At 41.7% G+C, this 24,584-nt stretch carries 15 protein-coding genes and 1 tRNA gene; 14 read left to right on the top strand and 2 right to left on the bottom strand.

What is annotated here, in order from left to right; genetic code table 11:
* Nucleotides 1-16 precede the first annotated feature (16 nt).
* From C4S54_RS04645 to C4S54_RS04620, 6 genes are all read left to right on the top strand, one after another.
* A complete protein-coding gene (locus C4S54_RS04645) occupies nucleotides 17-1,456 on the top strand; it encodes an MATE family efflux transporter (RefSeq protein WP_103868498.1) in 1,440 nt (479 codons plus the stop codon).
* Between the two features lie 148 nt (nucleotides 1,457-1,604).
* Nucleotides 1,605-2,939, top strand: a complete 1,335-nt coding sequence (locus C4S54_RS04640) for a replication-associated recombination protein A (protein ID WP_103868497.1) — start codon at nucleotides 1,605-1,607, stop codon at nucleotides 2,937-2,939.
* Nucleotides 2,940-2,947: 8 nt separating this feature from the next.
* Nucleotides 2,948-4,750, top strand: a complete 1,803-nt coding sequence (locus C4S54_RS04635; protein WP_103868496.1) for a DUF5722 domain-containing protein — start codon at nucleotides 2,948-2,950, stop codon at nucleotides 4,748-4,750.
* A gap of 13 nt (nucleotides 4,751-4,763) precedes the next feature.
* Complete coding sequence (locus C4S54_RS04630; protein WP_103868495.1) at nucleotides 4,764-5,912, top strand: NAD(P)-dependent malic enzyme; 1,149 nt, start codon at nucleotides 4,764-4,766, stop codon at nucleotides 5,910-5,912.
* Between the two features lie 15 nt (nucleotides 5,913-5,927).
* Nucleotides 5,928-6,452: a DUF4364 family protein gene (locus C4S54_RS04625; RefSeq protein WP_103868494.1), complete on the top strand. Its 525-nt coding sequence runs from the start codon at nucleotides 5,928-5,930 to the stop codon at nucleotides 6,450-6,452.
* Between the two features lie 53 nt (nucleotides 6,453-6,505).
* A tRNA-Thr gene (locus tag C4S54_RS04620) sits at nucleotides 6,506-6,578 on the top strand.
* Between the two features lie 75 nt (nucleotides 6,579-6,653).
* Here C4S54_RS04620 and C4S54_RS04615 read toward each other — a convergent pair.
* A complete protein-coding gene (locus C4S54_RS04615) occupies nucleotides 6,654-8,345 on the bottom strand; it encodes a sensor domain-containing diguanylate cyclase (RefSeq protein WP_103868493.1) in 1,692 nt (563 codons plus the stop codon).
* Nucleotides 8,346-8,565: 220 nt separating this feature from the next.
* On the opposite strand from C4S54_RS04615, the gene C4S54_RS04610 reads away from it, so the two are divergent.
* The 3 genes from C4S54_RS04610 (at nucleotide 8,566) to C4S54_RS04600 (ending at nucleotide 13,385) form a co-directional block, all read left to right on the top strand.
* Nucleotides 8,566-10,347, top strand: coding sequence for an ABC transporter ATP-binding protein (locus C4S54_RS04610; RefSeq protein ID WP_103868492.1), 1,782 nt, complete (start codon nucleotides 8,566-8,568; stop codon nucleotides 10,345-10,347).
* Between the two features lie 214 nt (nucleotides 10,348-10,561).
* Nucleotides 10,562-12,346 (top strand): ABC transporter ATP-binding protein, encoded by a 1,785-nt coding sequence (locus tag C4S54_RS04605; protein WP_103868491.1) that lies wholly within the window; start codon nucleotides 10,562-10,564, stop codon nucleotides 12,344-12,346.
* A gap of 13 nt (nucleotides 12,347-12,359) precedes the next feature.
* Entirely contained in the window at nucleotides 12,360-13,385 is a 1,026-nt protein-coding gene (locus C4S54_RS04600) for an SH3 domain-containing protein (RefSeq protein ID WP_103868490.1), read from the top strand.
* A 1,538-nt stretch (nucleotides 13,386-14,923) separates the two neighbouring features.
* Here C4S54_RS04600 and C4S54_RS04595 read toward each other — a convergent pair.
* Nucleotides 14,924-17,539, bottom strand: coding sequence for a translation factor GTPase family protein (locus C4S54_RS04595; protein WP_103868489.1), 2,616 nt, complete (start codon nucleotides 17,537-17,539; stop codon nucleotides 14,924-14,926).
* A gap of 152 nt (nucleotides 17,540-17,691) precedes the next feature.
* Here C4S54_RS04595 and C4S54_RS04590 point away from each other — a divergent pair, with 152 nt between their 5' ends.
* The 5 genes from C4S54_RS04590 to C4S54_RS04570 all read left to right on the top strand — a co-directional run bounded on the left by C4S54_RS04590 (nucleotide 17,692) and on the right by C4S54_RS04570 (nucleotide 24,527).
* Nucleotides 17,692-18,069, top strand: coding sequence for a GntR family transcriptional regulator (locus C4S54_RS04590; protein WP_022774989.1), 378 nt, complete (start codon nucleotides 17,692-17,694; stop codon nucleotides 18,067-18,069).
* Between the two features lie 17 nt (nucleotides 18,070-18,086).
* Complete coding sequence (locus tag C4S54_RS04585) at nucleotides 18,087-20,672, top strand: ATP-dependent Clp protease ATP-binding subunit (protein ID WP_103868688.1); 2,586 nt, start codon at nucleotides 18,087-18,089, stop codon at nucleotides 20,670-20,672.
* Between the two features lie 82 nt (nucleotides 20,673-20,754).
* Nucleotides 20,755-21,165: an endosialidase gene (locus C4S54_RS04580; RefSeq protein WP_103868488.1), complete on the top strand. Its 411-nt coding sequence runs from the start codon at nucleotides 20,755-20,757 to the stop codon at nucleotides 21,163-21,165.
* A gap of 56 nt (nucleotides 21,166-21,221) precedes the next feature.
* Nucleotides 21,222-22,604, top strand: coding sequence for a DNA repair protein RadA (gene radA / locus C4S54_RS04575; protein WP_103868487.1), 1,383 nt, complete (start codon nucleotides 21,222-21,224; stop codon nucleotides 22,602-22,604).
* 144 nt (nucleotides 22,605-22,748) lie between these two features.
* Nucleotides 22,749-24,527 carry a hypothetical protein gene (locus tag C4S54_RS04570; RefSeq protein WP_103868486.1) on the top strand — a complete coding sequence of 593 codons (1,779 nt, stop codon included), beginning with the start codon at nucleotides 22,749-22,751 and terminating at the stop codon, nucleotides 24,525-24,527.
* Nucleotides 24,528-24,584 lie beyond the last annotated feature (57 nt).

Genomic DNA, 24,584 nt, shown 5'->3' with positions numbered 1-24,584 from the left:
TAATAAGGAAATACTTATGACTACCTACGAAACAAGTAACAGAGAAGAAGCAATAAAATATAAATTTACTTTGCGTGAATGCCTTGTCGGAGACAGGGCATTTTACAGCAGGGCAGCTATGATAGTTGCCCCGATGATCATACAGAATACGCTGTCCAATGTCGTGGGACTTTTGGATAACGTAATGGTCGGACAGGTCGGAACACTTCCGATGTCAGCAGTAGCTATTGTGAATCAGCTGCTGTTTATTTTCTATTTGTGCATATGGGGATCCCTTGCCGGTGCCGGAATTTTCAGCACACAGTTCTTTGGAAAAGGAGATATGGATGGCGTCAGATATTCCATTAGATTTAAGCTGATGGATGCGGTCGTTATCTGCGCTATAGCAGTAACGTTCCTTTTTCTGGCAAAAGAAAATCTGATATCCCTTTACATTTCTTCCGGCACTGCAGATGCAGACAGGGCTGCCACTTTGGCCTACGCTACATCGTACCTTGATATAATGCTTGTGGGACTTATCCCTTTTAGCCTGACGCAGGTCTATGCAAGTGCCATGCGAGAATCAGGAAAGACCACTCTTCCAATGATCGCAGGTATGACAGCTATGCTTGTGAACTTCGTGTTCAACGCACTTCTTATTTTTGGACTTTTGGGTCTTCCTAAAATGGGAGTTATGGGTGCGGCTACTGCAACTGTCATTTCCAGATTTACAGAGCTTTTGATAGTAATAACAGGTGCACACAGGAAGAACTCCAAGTATCCATTCTTTAAAGGTGTATTCAGAAGCCTTTATGTACCTTTTTATCTGGTAAAAACGATACTTGTAAAATCCCTTCCACTTCTTTGCAATGAGTTTTTATGGAGCCTTGCTCAGGCAACGCTGTTGCAGGCATACTCGGTAAGAGGAATAGCTGTAATCGCTGCGATGAATATAAGCGGAACAGTATCTCAGATATTTAATGAGGTCTTTTTATCAATTGGTAATTCCACAGGAATCATTGTAGGACAGGAGCTTGGCGCAGACAGGCTTGTATCTGCCCGCAGGACTGCCTGGAGAATGGCCTCACTTAGCGTGGCTTCCACCTTTGTAATGGGTTCGCTCCTTGCAATCGCAGCGCCTGTAATCCCTCAGATCTACAATACTGAGCCGGAGATAAGGCAGCTTGCCACCAGGTTTATCTGGGTTGTTGCAATCTGCATGCCTATAAATTCCTATGCGAATGTGTCTTATTTCACTCTTCGTTCAGGTGGGAAGACAGCGGTTACATTTGTCTTTGACAGCTGTTTTGCATGGCTTATCAGTGTACCGGCAGCCTATATCCTTTCAAGGTTTACAAATCTTCCGGTACTTAGCATATTTATGATGGTTTCAGCTCTTGAACTGTTAAAATGTACGATCGGATTTCTTTTAGTGCGAAGCGGAGTATGGGTCCGCAATATAGTTAAACACGCTTGATCTATAGTGCACAATCTTTTACGTCTACTGGTGGAAAACCTTGTAAAAGATTGTGCAATTTGTGTATATATCCTCTTTATTTTTATGGGCAAAAATTGTAGAATAATATAGTCTGTCTACAATTATAAAGAAAAGTAACGAAGCATTTATGGATCTGTTTGAATATATGAGAGAAAATAACTATGAGAAGGAATCGCCGCTTGCCGCCAGGATGCGCCCGAGGACCCTTGATGAAGTAGTGGGTCAGCAGCACATCATTGCAAAAGACAAGCTTCTTTATCGTGCGATTTTGGCAGATAAGTTAAGTTCTATCATTTTGTATGGCCCGCCCGGAACAGGAAAGACTACTCTTGCCAAGGTCATAGCAGGTACCACAAAGGCTGAGTTTACTCAGATAAATGCCACCATAGCCGGTAAAAAGGATATGGAGGAAGTCGTACAAAAGGCCAAGGATAATCTTGGAATGTATGGCAAAAAGACAATTCTTTTTATAGATGAGATTCATAGATTTAATAAGGGTCAGCAGGATTATCTTTTACCATTTGTTGAGGATGGAACGGTAATACTTATTGGGGCTACAACTGAGAACCCTTATTTTGAAGTGAACGGAGCTCTTATATCAAGGTCTGTTATCTTTGAGCTTAAGCCGCTTGGACCAGATGATATAAAAGAGCTGCTGAGTAGGGCTGTTACTGACAAAGAGCGTGGGATGGGTTCCTACAAGGCAGTTTTGGAGCCTGATGCAGCTGACTTTTTGGCAGATCTTGCTGATGGAGATGCAAGGCATGCTCTGAATGCTCTTGAACTTGGAATCCTTACGACTGAGAGAAGTGATGATGGACTTATTCATATCACTAAAGAGGTTGCTGAGGAGTGTATCCAGAAAAAGGTTGCCAGATATGACAAGGATGGAGACAACCACTATGATACGATCTCCGCTTTTATCAAGAGCATGAGAGGTTCAGATCCTGATGCGGCGGTTTACTACCTTGCCCGAATGTTGAATGCAGGAGAGGATCCCAAGTTTATTGTAAGACGTATGATGGTCTGTGCTTCTGAGGATGTTGGAAATGCAGATCCTCAGGCACTTCAAGTGGCAGTTGCGGCATCTCTTGCTGTAGAGAGGCTTGGAATGCCGGAAGCGAGGATAACACTTGCCCAGGCTGCAAGTTATATAGCTACAGCGCCCAAGAGCAATTCAGCTATCGTTGCAATAGACAGTGCAATGAGTACAGTTACAGAAACAGGCAATCTTCCGATACCACCACATCTTCAGGATGCACATTATAAATCAGCATCCAAGCTGGGCCACGGTATTGGTTACAAATATGCCCACGATTATCCTGATCACTATGTTAAACAACAGTATTTGCCATATGAGCTTAATGGCAAGGAGTTCTACAGCCCTTCAGGAAACGGCTATGAGCTCAAGATAAAAGATCACATGAGAAAGCTCAAAAACAGAGAAGATAAAGATAACTAAGGGGTTACATGGATAAAAAGAAACGCAGGCTTCGCACAGGGAGAAAAGCCCGTCACAATAGAAAGTTAATAATTCTTACAGGAATAGGCGTAGTTGTTGCGGTTTTATTCATTGTAGCCATGACTATGTGGCTGTTTATCAGCACCGGAAGAGTGTCTGATGAAGGGCAGGATGAAGCGCCTTATCAGGCTTCTATAGAACAGACATCCATCAGCGAGATCGTGTATGTTCAGGAAAGCGTTGTTGACACGATCGTAAACGGTGGAAAAAGAGTGTCAAAGGCCCTTTCTGAAAGACCTAAAACTGTAGAAGTTACAGCTGAAGATGCTGCAGAATTTGGCAATCTTGAATGCCAGATTGTCGGAACATCCAATGTTGAAGTAAACATTACTTCTGAGGGCATTCCTGCCAGTGACGATAAGTATTATTACCTTTTTGAGATGGCGACCTATGAGGATGGCATCGCTGCAGATGCAGAGCCTCTTTCCAAGATCTATAAGGGAGATGACGCTTCTTTTACCATAAAGCTTAACAAAGGTCTCTCTAACACAAGACTCTTTTCCAAATTTGCAGTTGCTGTAAAGATGGAAGATCAGTATGTTCAGGTGGCACATGCCAAGTACATAACCAATCCTGAGGATTGTGCAGGATACTATTATGACAGCATGGACCATGATTCTATAAAGGGTATTTTGCCATATCCTCTTCGACTTGATGAGCTCTCTGACCTTGGAGTTAATTATTGCGCTTATAATATTCCTCTTTCACATATCCTTACTACGTCAGGGGGAATTGCCTATTCATATGGCGGAGTGACATATCACTTCAATGCCCGCATTATCAATGACTATGATACATTGTTCAAAAAGCTCAATTCCATGGGCATAGATATAGCGGCCATCATCTTGAATGACGCCAGTACTTCAGCTTACCCTGAGATCACGCATCCAAGTGCGCGAAGTGGCTCAACGGCTCCGTACTATATGTTCAATGCTGCCGATGAGAGCGGTGTAAAGGCACTAGCTGCCATTGGAAGTTTCCTTGCAGGCAGATACTCCGGTTCCGGTCACGGCAATGTCAGCATGTGGATCATTGCCAATGAGGTCAATGCCAGAAGAGAATATAACTACATGTCTTATACAGATGTGAATACTTACACTACGGCGTTTACAAGAGCTTTCAGAGTTTTTTACAATGCTATAAAGAGTCAGAATGCTGGCGCCCTTGTGTATATTCCATTGGATCAGAGATGGACCTATAATACTGAGAGCACCGGTGATTATGATGCCAAGGATGTCCTTGATATTTTTGCTTCTTCCATGAATGATTATGGAAATGTCAACTGGGGACTTGCGGCGCATCCGTACTCGTTCCCTAATGACAACACCGCATTTTGGAAGACTTCCAAATATGTTAACCACACTGAGTCAACACCTTGTATTACTATGGAGAATATTGAGGTTTTGACTAACTACATGCAAAAAACAAACATGCTTAACCCCAATGGTGATGTCAGATCTATTATCCTTAGTGAGATCGGTTATTCATCTACACAGGGCGAGAACCTTCAGGCGGCTGCTTTTGCTTATGCCTACACCAAGATGGTTCAAAATGGCTATATAGATGCTCTTATGTTGTCAAGGCAGGTCGATGCCCCTGAAGAGATTGCGGCGCTTGGACTTGCTCTTGGACTTGAAACTTCAAGTGGTTCACCAAAACATTTATACTTTGTTTTCAAATATATCGATGACCCGGATAAAAGAGATGAAGTATGCGCATTTGCTTACGATATAATAGGAAAGAAGTTTTAGGAGGAGCATTATTATGACAAACGCTGAAAAAGCACTTGAGATGCATGAAAAATGGCAGGGAAAACTTGAGATAGTTTCCAAAGCCAAGGTTAATTCAAAAGAAGATCTGGCTGTATGTTATACACCGGGTGTGGCAGAGCCTTGCAAGCTGATTGCTGAGGACAAGAGCCTTGCTTACAAATACACGATCAAGTCAAACACAATTGCTGTTGTATCTGATGGTAGCGCAGTTTTGGGACTTGGTAATATTGGACCTCATGCAGCAATGCCTGTTATGGAAGGCAAGGCAGTGCTTTTTAAAGAGTTTGGCGGAGTTAATGCTGTTCCTATCTGCCTTGATACTCAGGATACAGAAGAAATCATTAAGGCAGTTACATATCTTGCACCTGGTTTTGGCGGAATAAATCTTGAAGATATTTCAGCACCAAGATGCTTTGAAATAGAGGAGAGATTAAAAGAAAAGCTGGATATCCCTGTTTTTCATGATGATCAGCATGGAACAGCGATTGTTGTTCTTGCAGGTATTATAAATGCCCTGAAAGTAGTAGGCAAAAAGAAAGAAGAATGCAAAGTAGTAGTTAACGGCGCAGGAAGCGCAGGAATTGCTATAACAAAACTTTTACTTACCTATGGATTTAAAAATGTTACAATGTGTGATAAGTCAGGAATTCTTTCCAAGGCATCTGCAGATCTTAACTGGATGCAGGAAAAGATGATGGATGTTACCAATCCTGAGCAGAAGACAGGAAAGCTTGCTGATGCTTTAAAGGGAGCTGATATATTCGTTGGTGTATCTGCACCTGGGATTGTTACCAAAGAAATGGCACAGGAAATGAATGATGGAGCTATAATGTTTGCTATGGCAAACCCTGTTCCTGAGATCATGCCTGACCTTGCCAGAGAAGCAGGAGTAAGGGTTATAGGTACAGGAAGAAGTGACTTCCCTAATCAGGTAAACAATGTGCTTGTTTTCCCAGGAATCTTTAAGGGCGCTCTTGAGGGTGGCGCAAAGCGCATCACTGATGAGATGAAGCTTGCAGCTGCAAAAGCTTTGGCAGGTCTTGTTCCTGATAGCGAACTTAACGAAGAAAATATACTTCCTCCTGCATTTGACCCGAGATGTGCGGAAGTTGTTTCAAAAGCAGTAAAAGAACTTATTTAATTTGGAGGTATGAGCGTGAGCTCAAGGTATCTTACTTTATACAAGATGATTGTTCTGTACATGTTAAAGAGGTGCGAAGTGCCTCTTAGCAAGTCACAGATTTATGATTTTATACTGGAAAAAGAATATACGACATTCTTAACTCTACAGGAAGTTTTTGCAGAGATGGCTTCCTCTGATCTTATCAAAGAAAAAACTGTTGCCAATAGAACTTATCTTGAAATAACGCAGGAGGGAGAAGAGGCCCTTAAGTTTTTCGGAAACAGGATCAATCCTTCTATCAAATCTCAGATCGATGATTACTTAAAAGCCAACAGTATGAAGCTTAGAAGTGAAGGCTCAATAATCGGAGATTACCAGAAGACAGGTGAAAATGAGTATACAGCCCGCGTTATTGCAAGAGAGAGCGGACATACTCTCATAGATATTCAGATTCCTGTTCCTACAGAGGAAATGGCTCAGGCCATCTGCAGAAACTGGCTTGAAAAAAATCAGGAAGTATATCAGTTTTTGATCAATAATTTAATGTTTGATGAGTGATTGACTTAAGGGTTATCACTTGCTATAATATCATTCGTGGCTAAATTGCCCAAGCTGTTGTAGCACAGTCGGTAGTGCGTCGCATTGGTAGTGCGGAGGTCACGGGTTCGATTCCCGTCAGCAGCTGTGTATATTAAATCCCACCGGAGTTTATCCGATGGGATTTTTTGTATTAATTCTAACATTCATCTGGATATGGCTTTAAACATCGTTTTTGACGTCGCTTTGGCCTCGCCTGTCATAGCCTGTCTTTTCGTAGAAGGCTTTTTTATCCTCGTACATGTTGTTGTCGGCAATCTTGGCGAGATCTTCTATGTTACAGTGAGGATTTTCTCTGACTGTGGCATATCCAAGGGCGACACTGATTCCCTTAACGTATTCTCCATGCCAGTGCTCAAGCTGTGTTCTTAAGTAGCTGATTCTTTTTTCAAGTTCATTCCTATTTGCGATTATCAAAATGGCAAATTCATCACCGCCAAGTCTTGAAAGGGTGCTGGTAGAGGATGAAGAAAATGCAAGTTTAAGGCATGTTGCAGTTCCTTTTAACAGCTCATCCCCGGCGTCATGACCTAAGGTGTCATTGTAGTATTTAAGCCTGTTAACGTCTATGGCTATATAAGTAAGATCATTTGGAAGACGGTTCTTTTCATAGTCATCAGCAAGTGCGTAAAAATGCCTTCTGTTACCAATGCCTGTAAGCTGATCTGTATAGGCATCTATTTTGGCCTGTGCAAATTCTTTTTCTTCCTTTACGTTAAGGCCTATTCTTCTGTAAATGAGGCCAACCTGCACCATAATGTAGAGCATAAGAGCTATTATTATGAAAAAGATGTAGTTATAGCCTACATTGTCGATGTATTTAATAAGTGAGTATCCTGCCAGAATTATGAATATTCCATTAGCTACAGCTATTCCTGTTCTGCTTGAAAGCTTCTTTTCTTCTTTTACACTGGAATATGAGTAGTAGCCGACCATGACCATAACAACTATGTCAAGTACATGCGCTACATAGACCAGCCATCCCCACTCGAAGATGTCGAATGACGCTAAAGTGCAGGCAATCAGGATAACAATTGCAATAGCGCCATCAATTATATGATCGATCAGCGCTACACGTAGGAAGATGCATCTTGCGATTTCAAAGAACAAAAGAGGCATCAGCAAAAATGAGACTATAGTAAGGATTGAAAAGCCTGTTATATAGCCAACTGCAATGAAAGGGATCCTTGTCTCGTTTATGATCCACTGCCCTGCAACTATAGAAAAGGCTCCTGCATAGAAAAGGGCCTCAAATGAGAGCTTTCTGATAAGGTTAGCTCTTTTTAGGATAAATACAGTTGATACCAGCATCTCAAAAAAGCCGGTAACTGTGAAAAGGATAAACAGGACAACTGAGGGAACGTTGCTCCTTAACTGGGCAATAACGTATGCGGATCTGGTGGTTACAAAGGCTTCAGTGAGTTCTGCACCATAAAGGGATTCTTGAGGAGTAATCTTTACTTCGACTTTTTTTCCGGTGTATTCATATTCAAGCGGAATCCAGATCTCTTTTTTGCCAACATCAGTACTATGACCAAATAATACGTTGTTTCTTGATTCTAAAACTTCTGTTCCATCGATGAAAACGGAAAAAGATTTATAGTAGCACCGGATTACAAGGAGCTGATCACCATATACTGTGGGAAGGGTGTTGTTGATCGTAAAGGCTTCGTCGCTGCTAAATGGAAAGGTAATGTATTTACCATCAATTTTCCAATAGTCATTAAGAGATACAGAGTTTTCTCTATAATAATTATTTGATTCGTTTGAATAGCAAAAACCAAGTCCTATAAACAATAGAATCATGAGTATGTAGGCAAAAGCAATTATACGTCTCCTAAAGCGCGTATCCATAGGCAATAACCTCCATAAATCTACTGATTATAATTATATCATGTGCTATATAACGATAATTCTTATAATTTGATTAACAAAGCGATAAAAGAATAAAAACAAAGCAAAAAATGATAAGAAATCAGATTATTTTAGATTGAATTAGGTGTATGGGTGGAATACAATCAAGATTAGCAGAAACTATTTTTATTATTACTATTTATTTAATGGGGTGGTTATTATGAAAAAACGAAACTCGAGGTGGAAGTATCCCAGGACGAGGCTTCAGTGGTTGTGGGATAATATGGAAGGGTACAGAGCTTTATATGTACTGGCGGTGATTGGCACAGTTGTCTACAATATGTTGCAACTGACTGTGCCATTTTTTTCTGCGCAAATTGTGGACAGATTTTTGTCTGGCCCCGGTGCAAAAGAAAATCTTACGGGGCATCCGGATGAATTTATCAGGCTCCTTGTTCTTATGATAAGCCTTACTGTACTTAGGTGCATCATAGTCTATTTTGACTGCATGGGATATGAGTTTGTATCGCAGCAGGTTCTCTTTAAAGTAAGGAATTTTCTCTATGACAAGATTCAGAGACAGGACATGAAATTTTACAACACCTATCGTACAGGTGATCTGATGACCAGAGTTACGGGAGACCTTGATGCTGTAAGGCACATGGTTGCGTGGGTAGTCAGAATGGTTGTTGAAGCATTTTCTCTGGTCACAGCAACTGCAATTTACTTTATCTACATGGACTGGAGACTGGCATTTAGCCTTTTGATCGTGGCTCCGCTCATTTTCTTTATCATATATGTATTTAAGCTTTTAGTTGCGCCAATGCATGCGCTTCTTCGTGAAAAACTGGCATATATGAACACAGTGGCGCAGGAGAATATAGCCGGAAACAGAGTGGTTAAGGCTTTTGCAAGGGAAGCCTATGAGATAAAAAAATTTGATGAGTGCAATTCTGATTTTAGAGATACCAATAAAAAGACAGCAATGATATGGCTTCGTTTCTATCCTTTTGTAGAAACTCTTGCCAATGCCCTTGCGGTAATACTTCTTTTGGTTGGAGGTCTTTTCCTTATCCATGGCGATATGACAATGGGCGAATACGTGGCATTTTCAGGCCTTATCTGGGCTATAGCCAACCCTATGAGGCAGCTTGGAAACGTTATGAATGAATTCCAGAGATTCTCGGCAGCATCTGCAAAGGTTATGGAGATCTACTACTCAGAGGCAGAGATCGTTGACGCTAAAGACGCTGTTGATAAGCCTGGAAGATTCGAAGGAAACATAGAATTTAAAGATGTTTCTTTTCACTATGCAGACAATGATCTCCCGGTCCTTGAGCATATTTCTTTTACTGCTAAAAAAGGACAGACAATTGCGATTATGGGTGAGACAGGATGCGGAAAGACTTCTCTTATCCATCTGATCCCTAGATTCTATGAGCCTTCAAGCGGAGAAATCCTTATTGATGGCGTAAATGTCAATAAATTAAAACTCAATCAGCTCAGGAAAAACATAGGTCTTGCTACCCAGGATGTACTTCTTTATTCTGACACGATTGATGGAAATATTGCCTATGGTGACAGCGAAATAAGTCGTGAGGAGGTTGTTCGTTTTGCCAAATATTCTGCGGCTTCCGACTTTATCGCCAAGATGCCTGAAGGCTACGAAACTATAGTAGGTGAAAGAGGTGTTGGCCTTTCCGGCGGACAGAAACAGAGAATATCTCTTGCAAGAGCGCTGGCAGTAAGGCCATCCATCCTTATTCTCGATGATACAACTTCAGCTGTTGACCTTGAGACGGAAAAAGAGATTCAGGAGAGCCTAAGAAATCTTGATTTTGAGTGCACAAAGATCATCATTGCGCAGCGTATATCAACTACCAAGGATGCAGACCAGATACTGATCATGCAGCATGGAGAGATAACGGAGCGTGGAACTCACGAGGAACTTATCAAACTTGGCGGATATTATGCAGAACTTGTGAAACTGCAGGCAGGCTAAACGTTTTGATGCGCACATATCTGTTTTAGCTGACATTTTCATTCCGTGAAAAACGTAGCAGTACTAAGCTTACAAAAAACGTAAGCTAAGTGCTGACGTTTTTCAAGGCAGCAAAAACATATATGCACTTACAAAACTCTATAGATGCTATGAATTTTCAAAGTACAGGTAATACCGCAACTATAGGCAGGAGATATAATCAGGAGAGACGTACATGAGACGAAATACATATAAAGAAGATGAGATATTAGAAGAGCCCTTTGATATAAAGCACCTTCTCAGGGCTTCAGGATATATAAAAAAGCATGCAGGAAAAATGGCGATGGCACTTGTTTTTTCTGCCCTTGGCGGAGCAGCAGCCCTTGTGAGCCCCATGATCGTGCAAAGGGCTTTGGATGTGGCGATTCCAAGTGGGGATGAGAGCCTTCTCTACAAACTGGTTGTCGCTGCGGCACTATTTTACGTATGCAGCGTGATATTTACTACAATCCGCTCAAGGATCATGGTAAATGTCAGCCAGAATATTATTTATCAGATAAGGAGTGATCTATTTGAGCACCTGCAGAAACTGCCATTCCAGTATTACGATGACAGACCACACGGAAAGATCCTTGTAAGAGTAGTAAACTACGTAAATTCCGTTTCAGATATGCTAAGTAACGGCCTTATCAACGTGGTTCTTGAGATATTAAACCTTGTATTCATCGTAATATTTATGTTTGCAGTGGACGTTAAGCTGAGCTTTGTGGTTCTGGCCGGTGTGCCATTTCTTATGGTATTTATGTTCTGGATAAAGAACAAGCAGAGAAAAGCCTGGCAGGCAGTATCAAACAAGAACTCCAATTTAAACGCCTATCTTCAGGAGAACATTGTTGGTGCAAGGATAACACAGATCTTTGCAAGAGAAGATGAGAATGCTGAGATATTCAAAGTCCTTTCTTCCAACTGCAGAAAGGCATGGATGAAGGCAGTCAGCTATTCAACAATGGTCTGGCCGGGAATTGATACTATCTCTGTTCTTGTCAGAGCTGCAATATTCATGTTTGCACTTGTAGTTTTTTCAAAGGGAAATGAGTCCCTTGGTGTGATCGTGGCTATCTCAAGCTATGCATCCAGATTTTGGCAGCCTATCATGAACCTTGGAAATATATTTAATAACTTCATCAACAACATGGCTTATCTAGAGAGAATTTTTGAGACTATGGATGAGCCTGTAACTGTAGATGATGCGCCTGATGCAGTGGAGATGAAGAAGATGGTCGGCGAAGTGACCTTTGACCATGTCTCTTTTTCCTATGAGAAGGGAAAAGAAATCCTGCATGATGTTTCATTTAGTGTAAAACCAGGAGAGAGTATTGCTCTTGTAGGTCCTACAGGAGCAGGAAAGAGTACTATTGTAAGCCTTATTTCAAGATTTTATAACGTTGATAGTGGAAGAATTCTTATTGATGGACAGGATATTTCAAAGGTGACGCTTCATTCTCTGAGGTCACAGATGGGAATAATGCTTCAGGACAGCTTTATTTTCTCCGGAACAATTGGAGATAATATCCGCTATGGAAAACTTGATGCAACTGAGGCGGATATAAGAAGAGCCAGCAGGGCGGTATGTGCTCACGACTTTATAAAAGTCATGCCTAAGGGCTACAACACTGAAGTTAAGGAAAGAGGCGCGCTTCTTTCTCAGGGGCAAAAGCAGCTTCTGTCCTTTGCGAGAACTCTTTTATCTGATCCAGCAATTCTGGTACTTGATGAAGCAACTTCAAGTATTGACGTTCAGACAGAAAAAGCTCTTCAAAAGGGACTTGATACAATGCTAGAGGGCAGGACGAGTTTTATCATTGCTCATAGACTGTCTACCATTACCAAATGTGATAAAATAATGTATATAGACAACGGTGGAATAACTGAATGTGGAAGTCACGATGAGCTGATGGCCCGCAAAGGAGCTTACTATCATCTGTTTACTGCACAGATGGAAGGTATGGAAGCTGTATAAAGGTGAATGAAATTTGACAAGTTATTACGACTATTGTAAAATTTGTGTCATGCTTAAAAAGAAAACAAATAAAAACCAAATAATTTTAGGTTCTTTTGCTGCAGCTTTTTCAGTAGTTGTGCTGGCAGGACTTGTTGCTGACAAGCATATTGCTATGGCTAATGCTGCTTCAGATGAAACCACATTAGTAGCAGGTGAAGTCTTAAATATCCAGCTTGATGAAGCACTTGGAGAGGATGATCTGAGTGACGGGGCTGTCACAGAAACAGTGGATATGATAGCAGCTACAGAAGCTTCTTCAGAAGAGGTAATAGAGGAAGTGCTGCCATATACTGTAACAGCTTATGAAACTCCCCTTGTTATGTATGCCAGTGATACGGTTAATGTCAGAAGCGGCGCTGGAACAGATTATGACAAGCTTGGAAGGATTACCTGGGGAAGTGAACTTCAGGTTATCGGAGTAACAGACAACAACTGGTACGAGATTTCCTATGGCGATGGAGCAGGATTTATAAGCGGAGATTATGTGACTTCTGAACTTCCAAGTGTCCCATATCTTTTCGTTGGTGATTCCAGAACTGTCCAGCTTGAGAATGCAGTAGGAACTACCGACAAGGCATATGTTGCCAAGGTTGGTGAGGGATACAGCTGGTTTAAGAACACAGCTCTTTCAGAGATACAGGAGTACGCCGGCAATGGGACCACTATGATCATTAACTTTGGTGTTAACGATCTGGCCAATGCGTCTAAATACATCAGTCTTGTGAACAGCTACATTGATGTTTGGGATGCGGCAGGAGTGACAGTTTATTATTCATCTGTAACACCTGTCGGCAACTGCAACTCAGTGTCCAATGCACAGATTGAGAGCTTTAATGCCAAGCTGCAGGCCGAGCTTGACCCAAGAATCAAGTGGATCGACAGCTACTCATATCTTACACAGACAGGCTTTAGCACACCAGATGGTCTTCACTACGACAAGACTACATACAAGAATCTTTATTCATACTACATGTCAGTAGTAGCAACAGATGTGTAAATACGAACGATAATAGGAGAATAATAGAATAAGATATAAAAGGATTTGCCAGTGCATTAAGTTACAGGTAGACGAGAGAGTATTATTGCATGAGTTTTTACTTATAGCAAAATGCTCTCTTTTTGTATATGCGTAAGAAATTGGCTCCGTACGCCACCATTGACTGAGCCTGAGGAAAACGCCCTGGTCTGCGAGCCGACGGTGAGGATGATGGGAACAGTAGATTATCTCGCACCGTCGGAATCAGCATTGTAGCGTTTTCCTCAGCCCCCGTCAATGGCAAGCACCTTCGGTGTGGCTGGTTTTATAGCCTCTGGATCCAATTCCGAGAACAGTAGGGGTGGCTTCTTTCAAGGCTCCATGGACGCGGTTTTCGAATGCTGCATACAAAGCGTTAAAGTGTTGTTTTGACATATAGCTTGCTTTAAATAGTTCGGCCACCCGCAATAAAACGTGATTTGGGCACATTTCATGTTTTTATGATTACCACACCACTCGCCAATTCTTTTGACTAGCGATTTTGGGTATATACGGCATTTTTGAAGTTTACACATCCTTTTATAGGTGGTTGATCGTCTCATATCACTCATTCAATGGATGCGTAGTTCTATTTTTTCTCGTATATGCCCATTTTCGCTTCCCAAAAATTCTGCCGAGGGATGTGGTAACTTAAAAAGTATAGCTATATACCCATTTCACTGTGATAATCCAAAGCTAGGAGAAGATGCAATTCATATCATTCCGTCCGTATAACAGTCCATATTTAATGGAGATAGTTATTCTGGGCATATAGCGCTTTGTAAAGCTCCCAGCCACCTCTGATTCTTACTATTTTGGGCATATAGCAGCTTTTTGCGAGGCCAGCCACCCTCACGAGCGCTCAAATGGGTATATAGCCTGATTTCAAGCCTCTGGCCACCCGTTAAAAGGGTGGCTGTGGACGGATAGTTACCGTATATGCCCAGTCGTCTGCGATAAAAGCTATGACGAGGGGTGGCTGCAAGCCTGATATCCGGCTATGAGCCCAAAACTTGTTTGATTGCAGGTGGCTGAGCTATTAAAAACAAGCTATATGCCCAAAGGTAACGCTTTCGGACTCCCTAAACTGCTACTTGTATAGTGTACACATATAAACTCCTTTTAGCCCTGCTTTCACATGCGGCATGCGAAAGCTGCGAGCCCATGTTCCCTAGAAACTAGCCGCTTCTGCTGCCACTGAATTCAGAGTCCGAGGCGCCTTCATCCCCTACTGTTCTCGGAATTGGATCCTGAGGCATCTTCCCCCAGCCACACCGCAGGTGCCTGCCATTGACGGGTTCTGGGGAAAACGCTACAATGCTGGTTACGACGGTGCATGAATCTAACTACTGTTCCCATCATCCTCACCGTCGGCTCGCAGACCAGGGCGTTTTCCTCAGGTTCAGTCAATGGTGGCGTACGAAGCCAATTACTTACGCATATAAAAAGTGAGAGTATTTTGGTATAAACACAAAGCTTATTACAAAATACTCTCACTGGCGCTTTAGTGAAAGTCTATATTATTTCCAAGTTTTCGATGCGATGCTCTCTGAGATGAGGATATTGGTTCTTTTAATTTCATCCCAAAAGTCTCTGGCAGAAAGTCTATAGGCGCCGCTGCTAAGGACGATCACCTGCTCAATTGCATCAGAAGTGGCAACAGTCACTTTATACTTTTTACTTATTTCGTGAGCTGCCTTTTCTATATACTGATCCGCAGTTTCTGCTTCCTTCGTGTAGACAATCAAAAGCCCGCTCATTTCCTCTGTATGTTCTTTGCCTCCGGCGACCTTGTAGGCGTCAAACACAACAATCACCTGTTCACGCCTGAATCCCTGAAAGTTTATGAGAATATCGATAAGCTTATCTCTTGCAGCCTTTAAGTCGGTTTTTGCAAGGTCTGACAATTCAGGTGAAGCATATATTATGTTGTAACCATCAACCAGAAGATATTCCTTATTTAGCTCATTTTTTATGGATGAAGCAGTGTTCTGGTGCTTTTCCTTTTTGGCTGCTTCAAGATCGTAGTCTCTGTTGTCATTTTCAGGAGCATCAGCCTGGTTTAAAGAATCATAGGTGACGGCAGTTTCCACGTACCTTGGAGCAATCTTTCCATAGGTTCTTTCGAATATTGCTTTTAATTCTTCTTCAGAATTTTTATATTTCACAAACTCTTTTTCTATGACAGCAGCAGTTCTCTCTTTAGGGAAAAGACCTGAATCTACATGCATTTTTTCAGGAGCTTCATCCCAGGGGATTATTAAAGAACTTCCGTGAGAGCAAAATACAGAAGATGAAGGATTGTCCAGATCAAGCTCAGGGTCATATCTAAAGCTTTCTATTACTTCTTCTTCGTTATGACATGGTTCGTATCCCCTAAAGGTTGTAAAGATCTGACCTTCGCCTCTTGTATAGGATGAAAGCTCTGATGCATAGTCGAGAAAACAGGCAGCAGGAACAGTTCCTGTGATAAGAGCTTTTTCACCAATGATATCAGGAAGAGAAGTAGTTCCGTTCATGCGCTGCATGTCTGTAAGTGCTCTTCCTACAGCATCTGCGGGGATCTCAAGTCTGTAATCCAAAACAGGCTCAAGCAGAACTGACTTGGCACTCATAAGTCCCTGCCTTACAGCTCTGTAGGTGGCTTGCCTGAAGTCGCCGCCCTCGGTGTGCTTTTCATGAGCTTTTCCGGCGATTAGAGTTATCTTAATGTCAGTGATCTCAGACCCTGTAAGGACTCCGAGATGCTTCTTTTCCTGAAGGTGAGTAAGTACGAGCCTCTGCCAGTTAAGAGACAGCTTATCAGTACTGCATTTGGTGGCAAAAGAAATGCCGCTTCCCGGTGCTGCCGGTTCAAGAAGGAGATGGACTTCGGCGTAGTGGCGAAGAGGTTCAAAGTGACCTACACCCTCAACTTTATTTGCAATGGTCTCTTTGTAGACAATGTGACCTGGGCCAAAGTCTATTTCGGTTCCAAAGCGCTGCTTTACTATGTGCTTTAGGACCTCTTTCTGAACTTCGCCCATTACCTTGATCTCAATTACCTGAGCTTTGTTATTGAAACTAAGCTGGAGAGTCGGATCCTCTTCCTCCAAGACCTTCAGCTCTTTGTAAAAGGCGATTGGATCCTTGCCATCCGGTAAAAGAACTGAACAGGAAAGGATGGGTTGCATAATACTGCCTGCTGAGAGGGCTTTGGATGAACCTATCATCTCTCCGGGGAGAGCAGAAGATAAGCCTGTTACGGCGCAGATCTGACCTGCGACAGCCTTTGTGGCAGTGTCATACTTTTCTCCTGAGTAGAAGCGGATCTGATCGATCTTTTCATCTCCAAGAAGAGTTTTTGGAGCAAGGGATCCGCTGGTGATCTTAATATGAGTCAACCTGTTTCCATTTGTGTCTCTGCTTATTTTAAAGACCTTTGCGGAAAATTCGCCATTTTCGTCATATTTTTTAACAGGGGCAAAAGAGGCAACAAGAGAAAGAAAACTCTCTATGCCTTCCATTTTCAGGGCACTTCCAAAGGCACAGGGAAAGCATTTTCTCTTTGAGATCAGTTCTTTTATCTGATCATTTGTTATCTCTTTTCCATCAAGAAAGCTGGTCAGAAGTTCCTCATCACATACAGCTAATTCTTCCTGAAATTCGGGAGAAGCAAAGTCAGAACTGAAATCAATGCAGTTGCTGCTAAGGCTTGACTTTATCTCTTTTAACAAATCCTCTTTGTCACCCTGGTACTGGTCCATTTTGTTTACGAAAATGAAAGTTGGTACATGGTAGTGCTTAAGAAGCTTCCACAAAGTCCTTGTCTGACCTGTTATGCCATCGGGTGCGCTGATGAGAAGAACAGCCGCATCAAGAACGGAAAGTGTTCTCTCCATTTCAGCTGAAAAATCAGCATGTCCGGGAGTATCCAAAAGAGTGAAATGATATCCGTCGTACTCGAAAATCGCCTGCTTTGAGAAAATGGTTATTCCGCGGTCTCTCTCAAGATCATAGTTATCAAGAAAGGTGTCCCTGTGGTCAACTCTACCCATTTTGCGCAGGGCACCTGCAATATATAAAATACCTTCTGAAATTGTTGTTTTTCCCGCATCCACATGAGCCAGGATGCCAATAGTCATATTTTTATTCATAGGTACTATTATACGAATAAAACATGAAATCTTGAATATCAAATATTTGCCAAATTTGTTATAAAAACCTTGTTACATCTTGCGGATAAGTCTCGATTTGATTAATCTGTAGCATGTGTTATACTAAATATATCACAGATTAGGAGGCGTTTATGATCATAGAGATTGATTTTAATAGTGGTGAAGCAATCTATATGCAGCTTTGCAATCAGATCATATTAGGTATAGCTACGTCTCAATTCCGCGAGGGAGAACAGCTTCCAAGTGTGCGCCAGCTTGCTGAGACAATCGGTATCAACATGCACACTGTCAACAAAGCTTATTCAATCCTTCAGCAGGAGGGCTTTGTTAAGATTGACAGGAGACGTGGAGCTATCATCGCTATTGATATTGACAAGCTTCAGGCTCTTAGTGAAGCCAAGTCGGAACTTGCGGTCGTACTTGCAAGAGCTATCTGTAAGGGGATTGGAAGAGATGATATTCACAAACTTGTAGATCAGCTTTATGACAACTACGAGAGAAACTCTTGAAGAAAGGAAGAGATAATATGGATTCAAAGTTTACCTTAATGGCGGCGGATGCACTTAAGCTTGCCAGGAAAACAGCCAGAAGCCTTAAACTTAATTATGTAGGTACTGAGCACATTCTCATGGGACTTATATTAGAAGATGGAAGCGTTGCTTCCAGAATCCTTATTGATAACGGTATCGACGAGAATCGCATGATGGATATGATAAAAGACCTGATCGTTCCAGATTCTACAGTCAGTACCCTTGATAAAGACGGCTTTTCTCCACGTGCGGAGAAAGTGCTCGAGGAAGCTCACAGACTTGCTGAGAGATTCCACGCAGACAAGACAGGAACTGAGCACATTTTGCTTGCGCTCATAAAAGAGGGAGAAAATGTTGCAGTAAGACTTATCAGTACCCTCAATGTCCCTGCACAGAAGATATATGCTGAGACCCTTGCAGCCATGGGAGAGGATCCTAACCTTGTAAAAGAGGACCTTGGAAGAAAGTCAGCTCCTAAGGCAGGCAAAAAGGCATCAATCCTTGCACAGTACAGCAGAGACCTTACTGCTCTTGCTGTCGAAAACAAACTCGATCCCGTAGTGGGAAGAGAAAGAGAGATAAAGAGAGTTATTCAAATCCTCAGCAGAAGGACCAAGAATAATCCTTGCCTTATCGGTGAGCCGGGCGTAGGTAAGACAGCAGTTGTTGAGGGACTTGCCCAGAGGATTGCTTCCGGAAATGTGCCTTTAACAGTTCAGAACAAGCGCCTTGTTACTCTGGATCTTTCAGGAATGATCGCAGGTTCCAAATACAGAGGCGAGTTTGAAGAGCGTATCAAAAAAGTCATCAAAGAAGTTTCAGAAGATGGAAATATAATTCTTTTTGTTGATGAGATGCATACTCTTATTGGCGCCGGTGGTGCAGAGGGAGCAATTGATGCTTCCAATATCTTGAAGCCATCTCTTGCAAGAGGCGAGATTCAGATGATAGGTGCTACAACCATTACTGAGTATCGCAAGTACGTTGAAAAAGATGCCGCTTTGGAGAGAAGATTCCAGCCTGTTAATGTGGATGAACCTACCAAGGAAGAGGCTACTGAGATCCTCAATGGAATTGTCAGCAAGTATGAGGAGCATCACAAGGTTACTATAACTCCTGAGGCTATCAAGGCTGCGGTTGAGCTGTCTGAGAGATATATCAACGACAGAAATCTTCCCGATAAGGCGATCGACCTTATTGATGAGGCTGCATCAGCTGTAAGACTTAGGACTATGGGTGTATCCCCCAAGATAAAAGAGCTTGAGGAGCTTATAAAGTCTTACGATGGAAAGATTGAAACTGCCCTTAAAGAGCAGGATTTCAAGGCAGCAGGTGAGTTTAATAAAGAACAGAACGCTCTTATCTCCAAGTTAAACAGAGCAAAGAATGCTGAAAAGAAAAAAGAAATGACATCTGCCTATGTTGTTAATGAGAATGATATAGCAGAGGTTGTAGCAGAGTGGACAAGAATTCCAGTTAAGAAGATCGCAGAAAAAGAATCTGAAAAGCTTCTTAAACTTGAGTCAGTCCTTCATAAAAGAGTTATCGGTCAGGAGGATGCAGTTAAGGCTGTATCCAAGGCTATCAGAAGAGGCCGTGTAGGACTTCAGGATCCTAACAGACCAATTGGTTCCTTCCTTTTCCTGGGCCCAACAGGTGTAGGTAAGACAGAGCTTTCAAAGGCCCTTGCAGAGGCAATGTTTGGCGATGAGAATGCTCTTATCAGAGTAGATATGTCTGAGTACATGGAAGGTCACTCCGTATCCAAGATGATCGGATCACCTCCAGGATATGTGGGATTTGATGATGGCGGACAGCTCAGTGAGAAAGTAAGAAGACATCCATATTCAGTAATTCTTTTTGATGAGATTGAAAAAGCACATCCTGATATCTTTAATGTTCTTTTGCAGGTTCTGGATGATGGACATATCACAGATTCCAAGGGCAGAAAGGTAAGTTTTAAGAACACTATCCTTATCATGACTTCAAATGTTGGAGCCCAGAAGATAGTTGATCCTAAGAAGCTTGGATTTGGTGCCGGATCTGATGCAAAAAAGGACTATGAAGATATGAAGTCAGGTGTAATGGAAGAGGTTAAACGTCTCTTTAAACCTGAGTTCATCAACAGAATAGATGAGATTATGGTATTCCATACTCTCAATGAAAAAGAGATGATGGATATTGTAACACTTCTTTCACAGAACTTAAGCAAGCGTTGCAAGAATCAGATGGATATTAATCTTACAATATCTCCTGCTGTTAAGAAGTTCCTTGTGACCAAGCATTCAGATGCAAAGATGGGTGCACGACCTCTTAAGAGAGCTATTCAGCAGACTATTGAGGATGCAATGGCAGAAGAGCTTTTAAAGGGAAATATAAAGGCCGGAACAGATGTGACAGTTGGACTTAAGGATGACAAGATTGTTTTCACCACAGCAGAAGGATCCAAAACTTCAGTGAGAAAGGTCAGCGTCAAGACCACAAAGCCTTCAAAGTCATCTAAGACAAAAAGCACTGTAACAACCAAAAAACCTGCTAAAAAAACTGTAAAAAAGCCAGCGAAAAAAACTTCAAAAAAGTAACAAAATTTTAATTTTACATTAAGGTTCTTTGACTTATAATGTTTTATAAGAAACGAGCTATACATTTTTAGGAGGTTTAGATATGCCTGTTGTTGAGCAGTTGATTCGTGCTGAAGAGGATGGGAGCATCAGTTTTGGTAACTATAAGCTTCCAGAGAAAAAGAAACTCGAAAATTTTGAGCATGGCGGAGACATCTATAAGGTAAAGACTTTTAAGGATATTACCAAGCTTGAAAGCAATGAGAACTTCGTATATGAGTCCGTGCCCGGAACTACAGTTACTGAGTTTAAAGAAACTGAAAAAGGCGTAGAGTTCGCTGTTGAAGGTTCCAGTGATGCTCAGATAACATTGGGACTTCTTGAAAAAACTGAATATAATGTGTTCGTAAATGGCACCAGCATTGGTAAGATGACTACGAACGTAGGTGGTAAACTTAATTTAAGTGTTGAACTTTCTGAAGAGAAGGCAACACAGGTAAGAGTTGAAAGGTAAAAAAAGTTTAGGGCTTTTCGAGAAAACTCGAAAGGCCCTTATTTTTTGGAGGAGTTATGGCAACAAAAATCAAGACCGTATTTTTTTGTCAGAAGTGTGGGTATGAATCATCCAAGTGGATGGGGCAGTGTCCGGGATGCAGAGAATGGAATACATTTGTTGAGGAGACTGTCAAGGCAGCGCCTAAGTCAGGAAGTGGCGCAGCTAAAGCTTCAGCGTTAACAAACGGCGAGTATAAAAAGCCTCAGACTTTGTCGGAAATAGTGATGACAGATGAAGACCGCTTTGATACGCATATAGGTGAGCTTAACAGAGTTCTTGGTGGAGGGCTTGTAAAAGGCTCTCTTATTCTTGTGGGCGGAGATCCGGGAATCGGTAAATCAACGCTTCTTTTGCAGGTTGCAGGAAATCTTTCAGGAGATAAAAGAGATGTTCTCTATATTTCAGGTGAGGAGTCCTTAAGACAGATAAAGCTTCGTGCAAACAGGCTTGGAGACTTTTCTGATACTTTGAAATTCATGTGTGAGACAAATCTTTCCAATATCGAAGAGGCTATAAATAGAGAAAAACCTCAGGTGCTTGTTATTGACTCAATCCAGACAATGTACAACGAGGATGTTTCATCTGCGCCCGGAAGTGTTTCACAGGTAAGGGAGTCCACATCGGTACTCCTTCGAATTGCCAAGAGCATGAATATATCAGTGTTTATTGTTGGACATGTGACCAAGGAAGGCCAGGTTGCAGGACCGAGAGTTTTGGAACACATGGTTGATACAGTTCTTTATTTTGAAGGAGACCGTCACGCTTCTTACAGGATTTTAAGGGCAGTTAAAAACAGATTTGGTTCAACCAATGAAATTGGCGTATTTGAAATGCAGGAAAAAGGCCTTATGGAGGTGGCCAATCCTTCAGAATTCATGCTGGATGGAAGACCTGTCAATGCAAGCGGGTCCATCGTCACCTGTTCTGTTGAGGGAACACGTCCTATACTGATAGAAATTCAGGCGCTGGTGTGCAGGACTAATTTCGGCTTTCCGAGGCGTCAGGCCAATGGAACAGACTATAACAGAGTTAATCTTCTCATGGCAGTTTTGGAAAAGAGGATAGGTCTTCAGATGGCAGACTATGATGCATACATCAATCTTGCCGGTGGAATGAAGATTGCAGAGCCTTCATTGGATCTTGGCATCTGCCTTGCGATTATTTCCAGTTTTAAAAATAAACCTATCAGTGATGACACGATTGCTTTTGGTGAAGTTGGTCTTTCAGGAGAAGTGAGGTCAGTAAATATGGCTGAGGCCCGCGTTCAGGAAGCCAAAAAGCTTGGATTTAAGCGCTGCATCGTCCCTAAAGCTCTTGAAAAAAAGCTTAAGTCAAGCTGTAAGGGAATTGAGATAATTGGTGTTTATTCAGTCAGTGATGCCATGGGCCTTATCTGAGGCTGAAAAGATATTTGGTCTTTTTTTATCATTTTTATAGCAAATTATGATTGATTGTATGATTGTTCTTCTGCTATATTTATGAAGATGTGTTTTTAACAAGGTAAATCGGAAAAGCCTGGTGGCAATGACTGGAGAATCAAAGTGAAAGGGATAAAAAGAGCTGTAGTATTTAGTTTGATAATGATGATGGCAGTGATAGCAGTTTTAAGTAGTGGACTTACTGCTTTTACGTCATATGCCGACGATGACAGCTCAGATGCCTCTACAGATTCAGGTACAGAAATTTTGACAGATGAAGTTACTGATTTGGATACTTCTTTTTATTGCTCAACATATTTTTACCTTCTTAATGGAATAGATTCTGATATTCCATATGAAATTTCAGCATATCCAGCATCTAACTATTCTGATGGGATTTATAAGTTTGGAGCTGTAAACAGCTTTGATGAGATTGTTGGAACTGATCTTGAAGAGGAACCTTCAGAGGATGATCTTTATTGTGATAATGAAGTTTTTGAGTCCCTGAGTAAGGTTCCTTCTTTGGAGGAGATTCAGTCAGTTAGAAGTGATTTTGACCCTTCTGTCCATTATATTCAATGGTATGTTATCAAAAATATTGGTTATGAAATGCATGTTGACGGTGTTATAAGGACTAGACAAGCGGTAGTAGATCCTACTGAGGAGCCTTCAGAAGATCCGATTTCTGAGATTACAGATGATCCCGGCAATGGGGAATCAAAAGAAGCCTCTTCAGAGGCTCTTTCTAGTGCTTCATCAGAAAACTCAGGTGAAGCATCTTCTTCATCATCAGCTTCATCAGAAAGTGCTGGCAGTGCTTCTTCAGAGGCAGCATCTGCTTCTACAAGCTCATCAGCTTCTGTGGATGATACAGAGGAACCTGAAATATCAATAGAGATTGAAACTATCTGTAATAATCCAATAGTTCCTGATGATGGCGAAGCTCATCTTGTGGGAGATGGATTTAAGATCAGGATCATCGATGAAAAAGAGCCAGAGACGCTTACAGAGAAGATTTATGATGCCTTTGGTAAGTTCCTTAGGACAGATGTCTTAACAGTAACAGCATCTGATGGCAATGGTACAACATTTAAATACAAGAACAGGGAATATTGGGTAAGTATTGATGCTGCCTATGCCTATGTTACTGCCAAGGATTTATCAGAAAAAGGGCTTACTATTCCTTTTATTTTTGATGGAAAAGAAATTGAACCTGAAAATATCAGGGTTGGAATTAAAGATGCGGTTACAGGTGTGATTACAGCCTTAAAGAGCGAGTCTTCTGTTGAGATAAAGACAAAACAGGCGGCGGTAGATGTGAGTAACGTGATCACTATCGAAGCCGGCAGCACAGTTAAAAATGATGACGGAAAGACACTTACCAACGATAGTTACACCATCGTTGATGGAAAATTAAAGAATGGACATACCATTTCTAAAGTAGTGTTCAATGGAAGTCAGACAGGAGTGGGCGAGAGCTGCAACGAGATAACTTCTGTTGTTATTGTGGATAGTGAAGGCAGGGATGTTTCTTCACAATATGTTGTGAAGTGCCAGAAGGGAAGACTTGTTCTTGTTGATGCAAGTAGGAATGAGGCGGCTTTAAACTATGAGACTTCTACGGTTACAGCTGACACTAATGGAAACGTATCTGCAAGCGTCAATACACTTGGATCAATGGCAGCTTTGGGCAGCAGTGCAGATGCAGCTCTTTTGGAGTTTGATGAGAATTCGCTCAGCGCCGTTCCAGGTTCATCTGTTTTAGGAGCCAGAATGTCTGCAACAGGTGATAAAAATGCTGATATTACAGCAAGGGTGCTTGTTCTGTTAAGCAGCATAGCTGCCGTAGCTTTAATATTTGGCGGTTTTAATATAAAAAGTTTTTTTCTTAAAAAAGGTTAATAAAAAGTATTAAATGTCGATAAGATAAGTGAGCATATTTTTAAGACTTTAGTTTTG

The organism is Butyrivibrio sp. Su6 (genome assembly GCF_900108105.1).
GTDB lineage: Bacteria > Bacillota > Clostridia > Lachnospirales > Lachnospiraceae > Butyrivibrio.
Note: the sequence above shows the minus strand (reverse complement) of the source record. Positions and strands in the feature narration are given on the sequence as shown.